This window comes from Pseudomonas synxantha (assembly GCF_900105675.1).
Classification (GTDB): domain Bacteria; phylum Pseudomonadota; class Gammaproteobacteria; order Pseudomonadales; family Pseudomonadaceae; genus Aquipseudomonas; species Aquipseudomonas synxantha.
Genome location: NZ_LT629786.1, coordinates 3936163 through 3949282 on the forward strand (window position 1 = coordinate 3936163; position 13120 = coordinate 3949282).

General features: G+C 58.0%; 14 protein-coding genes. 10 read left to right on the forward strand and 4 right to left on the reverse strand.

All coding sequences use genetic code 11. The annotated features are described in order from the left end of the window. Nucleotides 1-438: 438 nt before the first annotated feature. From BLU48_RS18295 to BLU48_RS18315, 4 genes are all read left to right on the forward strand, one after another. Nucleotides 439-732 (forward strand): DUF3077 domain-containing protein, encoded by a 294-nt coding sequence (locus tag BLU48_RS18295; protein ID WP_057021981.1) that lies wholly within the window; start codon nt 439-441, stop codon nt 730-732. Nucleotides 733-963: 231 nt separating this feature from the next. Continuing rightward, the gene (locus BLU48_RS18300) at nt 964-2373 is read left to right on the forward strand and encodes a PAAR domain-containing protein (RefSeq protein WP_057021980.1); all 1410 of its coding nucleotides are present in this window, start codon (nt 964-966) and stop codon (nt 2371-2373) included. Next, a complete protein-coding gene (locus tag BLU48_RS18305) occupies nt 2370-2759 on the forward strand; it encodes a hypothetical protein (RefSeq protein WP_057021979.1) in 390 nt (129 codons plus the stop codon). Before BLU48_RS18300 ends, BLU48_RS18305 begins: the two co-directional genes overlap by 4 nt. 675 nt (nt 2760-3434) lie before the next feature. Next, nucleotides 3435-4181 carry a hypothetical protein gene (locus BLU48_RS18315; protein WP_057021978.1) on the forward strand — a complete coding sequence of 249 codons (747 nt, stop codon included), beginning with the start codon at nt 3435-3437 and terminating at the stop codon, nt 4179-4181. A gap of 90 nt (nt 4182-4271) precedes the next feature. Here the strand turns inward: BLU48_RS18315 and BLU48_RS18320 are convergent, their stop codons facing one another. Together BLU48_RS18320 and BLU48_RS18325 are read right to left on the reverse strand one after the other, a co-directional pair. Then, the gene (locus tag BLU48_RS18320; RefSeq protein ID WP_057021977.1) at nt 4272-4586 is read right to left on the reverse strand and encodes a hypothetical protein; all 315 of its coding nucleotides are present in this window, start codon (nt 4584-4586) and stop codon (nt 4272-4274) included. Continuing rightward, complete coding sequence (locus BLU48_RS18325; RefSeq protein WP_057021976.1) at nt 4583-5656, reverse strand: serine hydrolase domain-containing protein; 1074 nt, start codon at nt 5654-5656, stop codon at nt 4583-4585. Before BLU48_RS18325 ends, BLU48_RS18320 begins: the two co-directional genes overlap by 4 nt. Before the next feature lie 189 nt (nt 5657-5845). Here BLU48_RS18325 and olsB point away from each other — a divergent pair, with 189 nt between their 5' ends. Together olsB and BLU48_RS18335 are read left to right on the forward strand one after the other, a co-directional pair. Further along, nucleotides 5846-6601 carry an L-ornithine N(alpha)-acyltransferase gene (gene olsB / locus BLU48_RS18330; protein ID WP_003189352.1) on the forward strand — a complete coding sequence of 252 codons (756 nt, stop codon included), beginning with the start codon at nt 5846-5848 and terminating at the stop codon, nt 6599-6601. Then, a complete protein-coding gene (locus tag BLU48_RS18335; protein ID WP_057021975.1) occupies nt 6601-7392 on the forward strand; it encodes a lysophospholipid acyltransferase family protein in 792 nt (263 codons plus the stop codon). The genes olsB and BLU48_RS18335 overlap by 1 nt, the downstream gene beginning before the upstream one ends. A 44-nt stretch (nt 7393-7436) precedes the next feature. Here BLU48_RS18335 and BLU48_RS18340 read toward each other — a convergent pair whose 3' ends face one another. Next, nucleotides 7437-8021 (reverse strand): acyl carrier protein phosphodiesterase, encoded by a 585-nt coding sequence (locus BLU48_RS18340; RefSeq protein ID WP_046071365.1) that lies wholly within the window; start codon nt 8019-8021, stop codon nt 7437-7439. A gap of 154 nt (nt 8022-8175) precedes the next feature. Here BLU48_RS18340 and BLU48_RS18345 point away from each other — a divergent pair, with 154 nt between their 5' ends. The 3 genes from BLU48_RS18345 to BLU48_RS18355 are packed head-to-tail and all read left to right on the forward strand — an operon-like array spanning nt 8176 to nt 10770. Next, nucleotides 8176-8502: an ArsR/SmtB family transcription factor gene (locus BLU48_RS18345; RefSeq protein ID WP_057021974.1), complete on the forward strand. Its 327-nt coding sequence runs from the start codon at nt 8176-8178 to the stop codon at nt 8500-8502. 14 nt (nt 8503-8516) lie between these two features. Continuing rightward, complete coding sequence (locus tag BLU48_RS18350) at nt 8517-9683, forward strand: MFS transporter (RefSeq protein WP_057021973.1); 1167 nt, start codon at nt 8517-8519, stop codon at nt 9681-9683. A 31-nt stretch (nt 9684-9714) separates the two neighbouring features. After that, nucleotides 9715-10770 (forward strand): alkene reductase, encoded by a 1056-nt coding sequence (locus BLU48_RS18355; protein WP_057021972.1) that lies wholly within the window; start codon nt 9715-9717, stop codon nt 10768-10770. Between the two features lie 302 nt (nt 10771-11072). On the opposite strand, the gene BLU48_RS18360 is transcribed toward BLU48_RS18355, so the two are convergent. Beyond that, nucleotides 11073-11705 (reverse strand): TetR family transcriptional regulator, encoded by a 633-nt coding sequence (locus BLU48_RS18360; RefSeq protein ID WP_043050010.1) that lies wholly within the window; start codon nt 11703-11705, stop codon nt 11073-11075. 265 nt (nt 11706-11970) lie between these two features. Here BLU48_RS18360 and BLU48_RS18365 point away from each other — a divergent pair, with 265 nt between their 5' ends. After that, on the forward strand, nt 11971-13119 hold the full coding sequence (locus BLU48_RS18365; protein ID WP_043050009.1) for an efflux RND transporter periplasmic adaptor subunit: 1149 nt from the start codon (nt 11971-11973) through the stop codon (nt 13117-13119). Nucleotide 13120 lies beyond the last annotated feature (1 nt).

Here is a 13120-nt window from a genome sequence, read left to right on the forward strand (position 1 = left end):
GTTCCACCCTGTGGAACCTGAGGCCAACCATTTTCTTAAAATCTCTGGAGATCAAAATGTGGGAGGGGGCTTGCCCCCGATGACTGAGTGCCAGCCAAAACATTTCTAACTGACCCGCCGCTGCCATAAGCATGATCGCTAAACACAACAGCCATTTGCCACCGGTTGCGAGGGCGCCTGCATAGCGTTAATCTCCCCACCGTCGCTGCTCATCAGTGACCGGGCGTGGAATCCCGAGAAAGAAGACGCTACAGCGTCGTCATGCAATCAGTCGGCGCTTTTTTGTGCCCGCTGTTTGTGCTTTATGGCGGCTGTGCGTGGGAGGCCTTGTGCCTGCCGAGTTGCTTCTTCTCGGATTCCAACCTGCGTACAGCTGCCACCCTCATGCTTGGAATCGTGAATGGCAGCTCTTTTTGGTTGTACCAAAGGAGCAAGCTTATGCCGTACGAAATACCCTCAGCCGAAACCATCGGCGCCGCCACCTTCGCAGACTGCGGAGAAAACAAAAGCCATCTGAAACTATTCCGCGTCAACGCCGGGGTTCCGCTTGTAGAAGCCCTCGAACACGCATCCCACGTGCTCTACTACGCCAAAATGCTCTCCCTTGAAGCCGCCATGGACCCAAGGGCCGAGAGGTTTGCGTTCGCCTCGCATTACTTGGGCGAAATGGGCAAAGCCATCATCGACGACCTGCTGCTGGCGATGCAGCCCGGCACTCCACCTGCGCAGTAAGTAGTACACGCCCGGTGCATTGCATCGGGCGCCGCTGATGCATCAGATTTTTACGACGAAAACCTCGGAATCGTCCGACTTTACCCTAAGTAAATCCCTCTCCAAAGTTTGGCTTGCCACTGACTCTCCCTTGCTCGTTTACCTCGATTGAAATGCGTCACGCGTTAGTTTTCTTGTCGAGACGAGGAGGAAAGTACGGCCAAAAAAACTTAATGGATAAAGGGAAAAACAATGAGCGTAGGTTATTTCATTGGCCTGGGTGACAAGACCACCTGCGGCGGGGAAGTGCTGGACGGAGATAAAAGAATCAACATCCATGGCCTTCTTCATGCGTGCGAAGGTGACCGAGTCACCTGTGGCAAGGATGGGCGAACTTATAGGATCGTCGGTGGCATTTCCTTCATGAACAGCCACGGCCGGCTTATGGCCGGTACGTTGGATAGTTACAGCGACTGTCCCTGCAAAGCCGAATTGGTGCCTTCGGTGTTTTCAGCCAAGTACCACAGCAGAGGTGGCTCGGTTGTGGGCGCCAACAGGCAAGCCGCCGAACCGGTCCGAGCCGCTACCAGTTGGGCGGCGCCTTCTCAAAGCGCTTACACGCCGCCAAGCCATTCAGTCCCGTCTGCATTTAACGGCCTATCGGGCCAGGAACCAGGTTTTTATATCGTGCCCAAAAGCACTACGCGCGAGGCTTTGGAGGCCACGCTTTTTCCAGTTCTTGACCCGGCTGTAATGCGCAAGTTTCAAACGCTGAACCCCAATACAGGCCACTTCAAAGCCGGCTCAATGATCGTGCTCAGCGATCCGAACAACACCTCCTGCACTTATCAGGAAGCGCAGTTGATGCAGGCCGCTCAACAAGTCGATGCCTCCCTGGATTCCCTTACGCCGGACGAGGCCGACTTTCTGTATCGACACGGTGCCGAGATCGCCGGTTTTATCGGTCACACCTCAACCTGGCTCGGCGTCAGCGCGGTCGTGATGGAAAAACACCTGACCAGCCTGCGCGACACCCTTCAAGCCATCGAGCGCTTGCATCAAGAAAACTATCGCCAGCACGGCCACCTTAAATCGCCGCAGTTCTTTGCCGATCGTCATCGGCTGATGAACCAGCTGGATGCCCATTTGCTCAACTCCACGCGCTTGCGTGGCCAGACAACCTTGGGCGATCACCCGAAGTTGAAAGCGGCCCTGGGAATTTCCAGCCGCAGCCTGGTGCATCACTGGGACAAGGCGGGCGGGCCGGGGCAGATTCCGGGGTATGCGGCTCATGTGGAGGCGGTCAGCCGTGCCACGAAGTATATGAAGGCAGGTGGTTACATCGGTATTGGCCTCGGCGGTGTGTCTTCGTTGCTGGCTATTCAGCAGGTGTGTAACGGGGATTCTGGAGCTGCATGTGAGAAGGTTAAGTTTACTGAGGGAGGAAAATTCGCCGGTGCCACCGCAGGCGGTACGCTGGGCGGACTGATGGCCAGATCTGCCAGTAGTTCGATTTGTGTGGCGCTTGGCGTCTCTACAGGTATAGGGGGTGTTGTCTGTGTCGCCGCCCTAGTAGGAACTGGCACTTGGGCGGGCACCACTTACGGCGGTAGCGGTGGCGAAACATTGGGTGAAAAATTGTATGAGAAAACTCTGCCATGACCATCGAGGAATTTTGGAAGTCCTGGCTACTTATCTGGCTTCTGGCCGGGCCAATTCTGATTGCAATTGTGGCTGTTACATACAGTCTGTACCTAAGCCACCATCATCTGGGCGCCATGAAGGAGGCTTTAAGGAACAGTCGTTATATTTATCTGTGGGGGTCGAGCCTGGGTAAGCGGGGTTTGATTTGGTCCCTTTTGGAAATATCAAAAATCGCTGGGATGATCCTGATGCCAAGGGCATCACTTCGCATGGGTGAGCTTGACCCCATTGATCTTGAAAACTTCCCTCCTTACCTTAAACGTCGACTGAAAGTCGTAACGGGATTAATAGTGGTGGGGGTTATTTGGCTGGCGGCCATATCTGTGTTGATAGAGTTTGAGTAAGGTAATAGTCCCCAAGTTGAAATCGGCTCTCGGTATATCCAGTCGCAGCTTAGTGCACCATTTGGACAAGGCCGGTGCGCCGGGTGGCGGGATCGCTGGCGAAGCTATGGGGGAGAAAATCTACGAGGTTACTCAGCCATGACCAGCATCGACACCTGGGACCCCTGGGTTGCGATCATTTTTATTGGTACCCCTGGTCTCCTCGCAATTGCCGGTACTGGATACAGTCTTTTACCTGAGCCGCTACCACCTAGACGCCATAAGGGAGGCCTTAAAGAACAGCCGTTATATTTATCTTTGGGGGCCGAGCTTAGGGAGGCGGGGCTTGATTTGGTCCCTATTGGAAATTTCGAAAATTGCCGGAATGGTTATGTGGTCAAAGGCATATATCCGTATGGGAGATGTAAACTCTGCCGATCTTCAACATTTCCCGCCTCATCTGAAAAGGCATCTGATTGCCGATACGGCACTGATGCTTGCCTCTTTAGCGTGGCTGATACTTGTAGTCATTCTGTTGAAGCTCAAGTAATACAACCGGACTTACCCAAGGTCCCTGACAGGTCAGCTTCTGCTAATAAACCTGCGTTTCATTCATTTAAACCTTGGAGTCTTTGCTACCGAGATCACCTTTACAAAGGCGAAACAAACGGGAGAAGTCATTTATGAGGCAACAACGTGAGCGTTAGTACAGCGGATACAATATTCCTATGTGTCAGCTTGATCGGGTTTGGCGGCACAGTAATTGCCCTAGGCATGTTGCTGCATATTGCCTATACCAAGATGGAGCTAATGCTGAATTGTCTAAAAAATTGTCCTGCCGTGATCATGCTATCAGGCTTCATTCACGGTGGTCCTTTGGGGAGGCTGGTTGTTTTAGGCAGGATTTTCAGCGTCATAAGCACGCCACGCCTTTTTCTACCTGACGGCGGAGCTTGCATTGAAGATATAGATAAATTCCCCAAAGCACTCAAAAGGCGCTTATCTATCCTCAATAAATCTTTATATATCTTCACTTGGATGTTTTTGTTTTGCTGGCTAATATTTCTTGTTAAATGGACCGCCATGCCCCCTCTTCAGTTGGGCGTGGCAGTGCTGACCATCATAGCAGTGCCGATCTGGGCTTTAGCTTGTTTATGGATGGGAAAGAAACATGGCAGCTCAATCATTCTGGGGTTCAGGCATAGCTCTGCCATTACAATCAGAGCCAGACTCAACGCTACCAGCTGGACTGCAACCATAATATTTATAGTAGCCACATCAATAATAATTACATGCAGTCGATTCTTTGTAAGTCGCGGCACACTTGAACCGCAGGAACTAAAAAACCTCCCTCAACACCTTAAACTCAAGCTGTTCGGTTTTTTTATTTCAGAAATCATATTACTTTCCTGCTTGCTGGGGCTGTATCTGCTTAGCGAATGAATCATTCAAACAAGGGTGGAGAACAATATTCGACACAAAGCTATACGCCGATCATGCAGCGTTTCTGGCAAACCCGCCTGATCGGCTACCTCACGGCACCAAGCGACACCCCTGCCGCTCCCCCAACCACCTTGCCGTATGCGTACGCCCCAACCCACTCGCCGTCACTTCACTGCGCTCAGGCGTGTCGATCAACGCACTGGTCGGCACGTACTGCTTCACATACCCACGGCAATACTGCGCCGGGTTGTTTTCCACATACCGGCACGAGCAATACTCCTTGGCGGTGTACGCCGCGATGATGTCGGGGAAGGCTTGCAGGTTGACGCGCTCATGCCACACCCAGCCCAACAGGGCGAGCAACAGCAGCAGAAACAGACTGGTAAACGGCCGACGACGAATCATGGCTGCACCGCCGCCAATACGCGCTTGAGCAGTTCGTTGTGCCGATAGCTGCCGTCGCGGTCATCGCCGTAACGTACGATCACCAAGTGCTCGTCCGGCAGCACGAACAGCGCTTGGCCCCAGTGTCCCAATGCGGCGAAGGTGTCAGCAGGAGCATCGGGCCAAGGTTTGGGCGCGCCTGTGTTGAGCCACCACTGGCCGCCGGGGACGGCTTCATCCTGGCCGCTTTTGTATTTGTCGAACGGCTGGCGATTGAAGGCCACCCATTCTTTAGGCAGCAACTGTTGCTCACCCCAACGCCCCTCCCGCGCCATCAGCAGTCCAACCCTCGCCAAATTCCGGGCAGTGAGGTACGCATAGGACGAAGCGACGAAGGTTTCATCGGCATCGGTTTCCCATGTCGCATTGCGAATGCCCAACGGCTTGAACAACGCATCCCACGGATAGCTCATATACGCCTTGTGGCCGAGCATGCCTTTGAGGGCCGCAGACAAGATGTTGCTGTCGCCACTGGAATAACGAAACGCCTGGCCCGGGGCAGCAGCAGCGTCGGTACTGGCGGCAAACTCGGCCATATCGCCACGGCCTCGGGTGTAGAGCATCGCCACCACCGAGGATTTCAGCGGCGCGTATTCATAGTCTTCCTGCCAGTCCAGGCCCGAGGCCCAGTGCAGCAGGTCGGCCATGGTCACCTTGGGATGCTGATTCATCGGCGAGTAGAAACGCGCAACGGGGTCGCTCAGCTTGAAGCGGTTTTCACCGTAGGCCACGCCGAGCACGGTGGCCATCAGGCTTTTGCTCACCGACCAGGTCAGGTGCGGCGTGCTGGCGGTGGTGGGCGCGGCGTAGCGTTCGTAGATGATTTCGCCGTCACGAATGACCAGCAGCGCATCGGTACGAATGCCTTCGCGGCTGGTGTCGTCACGGGGCGGGAAAGCGTAGGCGTCCAGTGCATCGACAGCGGGGCCATTGAGGGGTGTGCCCATGGCCCAATCCTTTACAGGCCAGGTTTCGGCGCGGGCGGTAACGGTGACAAACAGTAGGGCAACGCACAACAGGCCTCGGACCATGGACGCAAACTCAAGGGGGGGGCATTCAAGCCCGCGAGCCTAGCGCAGGCCAATGACAGATTTGCTACACGGGGTCTGTCATCCAACCGTCACCGTAACTTCATGGAGATGACACCGAGGCTACATAGCCTGACTTTGGACAACAAAGTCGACTGGCCGTACAACCCGGCCGGCACTCGGAGACTCGCTATGACTCAGATCGCCCGCATCAGCGACAAAGGCAATGAACGCCGTCTGCAAGCCGAACGCCTGGTGGGCGCACAGGCTTTGCAGGAAGCCCAGGCCCTGCGGTTCAACGTGTTCAGCGGCGAGTTCAACGCCAAGCTGAAAGGCGCGGAACTGGGCCTGGACATGGATGACTATGATGTTCACTGCAGCCACATCGGCGTGCGGGATTTGAACAGCGGTCGACTCGTCGCCACCACCCGTCTGCTCGACCACCAGGCCGCGAGCACCCTGGGCCGGTTCTACAGCGAAGAAGAATTCAGCCTGCATGGCCTGCTGCACTTGCAGGGCCCGATCCTCGAAATCGGCCGCACCTGCGTCGACCCGGCCTACCGCAACGGCGGTACCATCGCGGTATTGTGGGGCGAGTTGGCCGAGGTGCTCAACCAGGGTGGCTACAGCTACCTGATGGGCTGCGCGAGCATCCCGATGCACGACGGCGGTATCCAGGCCCACGCGATCATGCAGCGCCTGCGCGAACGCTACCTGTGCAACGAACACCTGCGCGCCGAGCCGAAAAAACCACTGCCGGCCCTGGACCTGCCGTCCAACGTTATCGCGGAAATGCCACCGCTGCTCAAGGCCTATATGCGCCTGGGCGCAAAGATCTGCGGCGAGCCGTGCTGGGATGAAGACTTCCAGGTCGCCGACGTGTTCATCCTGCTCAAGCGCGATGAGTTGTGCCCGCGTTATGCGCGGCACTTCAAGGCGGCCATGTGATGAGCCGCCTGCGTGTGTACGGGCGCATCGCCCGGGTGCTGCTGGTGGTGGCGCTGGGCTTGAGCATGGCCAGTGTGTTTGGCCTGTTCGAGCGCTTGGGTGTGGCCAACTCGATGGTGCGGCGCCAGCGTTGGTCGCGGTTCTTTATGGCGCGCCTGAGCAACGCCCTGCCCTTTCGCGTGACGGTGCACGGTGAGGTGCCGCAAACACCGATGCTGTGGGTGAGCAATCACGTGTCCTGGACGGATATCCCGCTGCTGGGCATGGTCACGCCGATGTCTTTCCTGTCCAAGGCCGAAGTGCGCACCTGGCCGGTGGCAGGCTGGTTGGCGGCCAAGGCTGGCAGCCTGTTTATCCGCCGCGGCGCGGGCGACAGCCAGTTGATCCGCAAGCAGATGACCCGTCATCTGGAGCAACAGCACCCGCTGCTGATGTTCCCCGAAGGCACCACCACTGATGGACGCAGCCTGCGTACGTTCCACGGGCGCTTGCTGGCCAGTGCGATCGATGCGGATGTGTCGCTGCAGCCGGTAGCGATCCGGTATCTGCGCGACGGTCAGGTCGACCCGTTGGCACCGTTTATTGGCGAGGATGATTTGCTCTCGCACTTGATGCGCTTGTTCTCCAATGACCAGGGCGATGTGGAGATTCATGTGCTCAAACCGATTGCCTGCGCCGGACAGGAGCGTGCGGCATTGGCGTTCCAGGCGCAGCAGGCGGTGCAGAAAGCGTTGTTTGGGCCGGTGCCGGAGGTTGAGCCAGTAAATACTCGGCCTGCGTTTGCGGCCTAAAGCGGGCACGGTTAAATGTGGGAGGGAGCAAGCCCCTCCCACATTTAATTCTGTGTAGCCTGCTGGGTTTGTGCGAATGCCTGTAACTCTGGGTAGAACTCACTGAAGTCTCTGCTCAGTGGTTCATACAACACCCGCAACTCCTGCATCGCAAACCCCAACGCGTCTGGGTCAGTCAGCCGCCGCGAAATCCCACGCAGCACCTGCTCCATCACCGCAAACTCGCGATACGAGCCCAGCCAATCATCCGCCGCCATGTAGGGCGCAATCTGCGCCAGCCGCCCCGGCAAAGCGGGTTCGGCCGCCAGCACGCGATACACCTGCGAGGTAAAACGCTCCAGGGGCTGGTCGGCATACAGTGCCCAATCCCGCGCCAGGCAATGGTCGAAAAACACATCGAGGACGATCCCGGCATAGCGCCTGCGGGTCAGGCTGAAACGCGACAACGCCTCGCCCACCAGCGCATGGCTATCGGTAAAACGGTCGATGGAGCGATGCAGCTGGATCGCCGCTTCGATTTGCGGGCTGAACTGGCCCTGCAAGCGACCTTTGACGAAGTCGCCATAGAGGCTGCCCAGCAGTTGCGCAGGAAGTTGGCCGCCCAGGTGCAGATGTGCGAGATAATTCATGGCGCGCAGTCTACCACTGCCTTCAACGTATCGTTATAACCCGATATACCGATTCAGTCTGACCTCAGATCAAATTCATATTGGTATATCGGGATAGACCGATTTAAAGTTCGCCTCATCGCGATATAACGCTTTACGACACCGAGCACCTGCCATGTCCATTGACCTCGACGAAATAATAAAAGCCCTGGCGCACCCAGTACGACGAGACATCCTCACCTGGCTGAAAGACCCGAAGGTGCAATTCCCCGAGCAACTGCACAACCACGAATACGGCATCTGCGCCGGGCAGATCGACCAGCGCTGCGGCCTGTCCCAGTCGACCGTATCGGCCCACCTGGCCACCTTGCAACGGGCCGGGTTGATCAGCAGCCAGAAGGCCGGGCAATGGCACTTTTTCAAACGCAACGAGACAGTGATCCAGGCCTTTCTCGCGGCGCTCACCACCGAACTCAGCGCCGATAAGAGCGCACCGCTGTAATAAAGGAAACGTAGATGCCCCTCTCGCTACTCATACTGGCCCTCAGCGCCTTTGCCATCGGCACCACCGAATTCGTCATCATGGGGCTGCTGCCCGATGTGGCAGCGGACTTGGGCGTGTCGATTCCCGGCGCCGGCTGGCTGGTTACTGGCTACGCCCTGGGCGTAGCCATCGGTGCGCCGTTCATGGCACTGGCCACCGCCAAGTTGCCACGCAAGGCCGCCCTGGTAGCGTTGATGGGTATCTTCATTGTCGGCAACCTGCTCTGCGCCCTGGCCAGTGACTACAACGTGCTGATGTTTGCCCGCGTCATCACGGCGCTGTGCCACGGTGCCTTCTTTGGGATTGGTTCTGTGGTGGCGGCCAACCTGGTACCAGCCAACAAGCGCGCTTCGGCCGTGGCCTTGATGTTCACCGGCCTGACCCTGGCCAACGTGCTCGGCGTACCGCTGGGCACCGCCCTGGGCCAGCAAGCTGGCTGGCGCTCAACCTTCTGGGCGGTGACCGTGATTGGCGTGATCGCCTTGATCGGCTTGATCCGCTTCTTGCCGGCAAAGCGTGACGAAGAAAAACTCGACATGCGCGCCGAACTGGCAGCCCTCAAGGGTGCCGGCATCTGGTTGTCGCTGAGCATGACAGCGTTGTTTGCCGCCTCCATGTTCACCCTTTTTACCTACGTCGCACCGCTGCTTGGCGATGTCACCGGCGTGTCACCCAAGGGCGTGACCTGGACCCTGCTGTTGATCGGCCTGGGCCTGACCGTGGGCAACATTATCGGCGGCAAGCTGGCGGACAAACGCCTGGCGGCCACCCTGATCGGCGTGTTCATCAGCATGGCGGTGGTCTCAACTGTCCTGTCCTGGACCAGCGTCGCGCTGATCCCCACCGAAATCACCCTGTTCCTGTGGGCCACCGCTTCGTTTGCCGCCGTACCGGCGCTGCAAATCAACGTAGTGACCTTCGGCAAAGCAGCACCGAACCTGGTGTCCACCTTGAACATCGGCGCTTTCAATATCGGCAACGCTCTTGGCGCCTGGGTCGGTGGCAGCGTGATCGCCCATGGTTTCGGCCTGACCAGCGTGCCGCTGGCCGCCGCAGCACTGGCGATCCTGGCCCTGCTGGTGACCCTGATCACTTTCCGTCAGAGCGGCGACGCCGACCTGGCCCCTGCGACCAACTGATCAATCCACTTAAAGAGAAGGGTGTTATCCCATGACGACTATTTTCGATCCGATCACACTGGGCGACCTGGAACTGTCGAACCGCATCATCATGGCGCCGCTGACCCGCTGCCGCGCCGACGCCGGTCGTGTGCCCAACGCGCTGATGGCCGAGTACTACGTGCAGCGTGCCTCCGCCGGGCTGATCCTCAGCGAAGCCACCTCCGTGACACCCATGGGCGTGGGCTACCCGGACACCCCGGGCATCTGGTCCAACGACCAGGTGCGCGGCTGGGCCAACATCACCAAGGCCGTGCACGGCGCGGGCGGCAAGATCTTCCTGCAACTGTGGCATGTGGGTCGCATCTCCCACGAGTCCTACCTGAACGGCGAAACCCCGGTGGCCCCAAGCGCAGTCCAGGCCAAAGGTCATGTCAGCCTGGTTCGCCCACTGGCCGACTATCCGACCCCACGCGCCCTGGAAACCGCTGAAATCGCCGACATCGTCGACGCTTACCGCGTAGGTGCCGAGAACGCCAAGGCTGCAGGGTTTGACGGCGTGGAAATCCACGGCGCCAACGGCTACCTGCTCGACCAGTTCCTGCAAAGCAGCACCAACCAGCGCACCGACCAATACGGCGGCTCCCTGGAAAACCGTGCGCGCCTGTTGCTGGAAGTGACCGACGCCGCCATCGAAGTCTGGGGCGCCGGCCGCGTGGGCGTGCACCTGGCACCGCGTGCCGATGCGCACGACATGGGCGACGCCAACCTGGCCGAAACCTTCACCTACGTCGCCAGCGAACTGGGCAAGCGTGGCATCGCCTTTATCTGCTCCCGTGAAAAAGAAGGCGCGGACAGCCTCGGCCCACAACTGAAAAAGGCCTTCGGCGGCGTGTACATCGCCAACGAACGCTTCACCAAGGACAGCGCCAACGCCTGGCTGGCCGAAGGTAAAGCAGATGCCGTGGCCTTCGGTATTCCCTTCATTGCCAACCCAGACCTGCCGGCGCGCTTGAAGGCGGATGCAGCGTTGAACGAGCCGCACCCGGAAACCTTCTATGGCAAAGGCCCGGTGGGTTATATCGATTACCCGACACTGCCGATCTAACTGACTGAAACAAAAAACAAAGTGGGAGGGGCTTGCCCCCGATAGCGGTGGCTCAGTCAACACATCATTGACTGACACACCGCTATCGGGGGCAAGCCCCCTCCCACATTTTGACTGTATGTAGGCTCTTGGAAACATTGCTTCACAGAACCGCAACAATATCGCTACAAAATACTTAGCCGGCTACCTATCAACCGCAGGCCAGCCCGTATATAAAGTCACCCCGCCAATCAGGCAAAGGGACGATTGACTGTCTCTGGTCTTTACTATTGACACAACTGGACGCAATTACGCATTTTGTCTCAATTGCGCAGGCTGGGGCTCAGGCGCAGCATGTCCAGCCCTATGTCAGCCCAGCGCTCGGCGTCTTGATGCAGTTGAAAACTGTCAGGCACCAACAGCCACTGTCCGATCAGACCGTGGATAAACGCATGGATGCATATGGCCCCGCGGGTGGTATCGAGCGTTTCTGGAAGTTGCCCGCGATGGACCGCGTTACGCAACGTCAAGCCGATACGCAGGTTGCATTCAAGAGTGTGGGTCTGGCGTTGGCGGCGCATGTCACACATTTCATCGGTGAACTCGCACTTATGAAACAGGATTTCGTTGATGCGCCGGGTTTTCGGGTCCAGGGCCACTTCATGATAGAGATGAATCAGCAACTTGCGCATACAGCCCAGCGGGTCGACTTCGTCCTCGCTTTCACTGGCGCGGGCCAATTCGTCCAGGGGCTCGTGCAGCGTGTCGAGCAATGCCTGAAGCAAGTCGGACTTATTGCTGAAATGCCAGTAGATAGCACCGCGCGTCACTCCCGCCAGCGCGGCGATGTCCGCCAGGGTGGTGCGCGCCACGCCACGCTCATAGAAGGCTTGCTCAGCGGCTTGGAGAATCTGGCTGCGCGTTTCCTGAGCTTCCTCTTTGGTGCGACGAACCATGGCAGTAAAACCTCAATCGGGACACTGTGGATGGTGCTTGACCATCATCTGAATAATTGTGGGACGACGCCGTCATGGGCGCCGAACGTACTAGAATCGAGGCTTGGGGCGCTGCTTTGTCAACATTGCGCACGGCCTGTCAAGAGTTTACAAACAACCATGAACGTAAGTATATTGCGTAGCAAGCTACTTATCTACTCACAGCCTGTTTTTTACCCTTCCACACTTCTTGTGCGCACCCTGCGCGCCTGACCCGAGGATCTTCATGCAACTTAAGCCAGCTGTTACCGCTCTGGTCACTGCCGTCGCCCTGGCATCGCTGCTCAGCGGATGTAAAAAGGAAGAAGCGGCACCGCCCGCTCAAACCCCTCAGGTCGGCGTGGTCACCATTCAACCGCAAGCCTTTACCCTGACCACCGAGTTGCCAGGCCGCACCACGGCCTATCGCATCGCGGAAGTCCGGCCTCAGGTCAACGGCATCATTCTCAAGCGCTTGTTCAAGGAAGGCGCGGATGTGAAGGAAGGCCAGCAGTTGTACCAGATCGACCCGTCGGTCTATGAGGCGACACTCAAGAGCGCCCAGGCCAAGCTGACCCAGACCAAGTCGATCACCGACCGCTACAAGCAACTGGTCGATGAACAGGCCGTCAGCCGCCAGGAATACGACACCGCCGTCGCCGACCGCATGACCGCCGAAGCCGACCTGCAGAGCGCCCAGATCAACGTGCGCTACACCAAGGTGTTCGCACCGATCTCCGGGCGTATCGGCCGTTCTTCGGTCACCGAAGGCGCACTGGTCAGCAATGGTCAGGCCGATGCCATGGCCGTGATCCAGCAACTGGACCCGATCTACGTCGACGTTACGCAGTCCTCGGCTGAAATGCTGAAGCTGCGTCGCGACCTTGCCAGTGGCCAACTGGAGAAAGCCGGCGACAACGCGGCCAAGGTCAAGCTGACCCTGGAAGACGGCACGCCTTACGCCCAGGACGGCAAGCTCGAATTCTCCGAAGTGTCGGTCGACCAGACCACCGGTTCCGTGACCCTGCGTGCCGTGTTCCCCAACCCTGACCATGTGCTGCTGCCGGGCATGTTCGTGCACGCCCAGCTGCAAGCGGGTGTGAACAGCAAGGCCATTCTCGCTCCGCAACAAGGCGTGACCCGTGACCTCAGGGGCATTCCGACGGCGCTGATCGTGAACAAGGACAACAAGGTCGAGCAACGCGAGCTGGTTGCCAACCGCACTGCCGGTGCGTACTGGCTGGTGGAAAAAGGCCTTGACGCCGGTGACCGCGTGATCACCGAGGGCCTGCAATTCATCAAGCCGGGTATCGAAGTCAAGGTCAAGGACGCCGACAACGCCAAACCCGCCGGTACTGCTGCAGCGCCTGCTGCCGCTGCTGGTCAAGGGGAGTAAT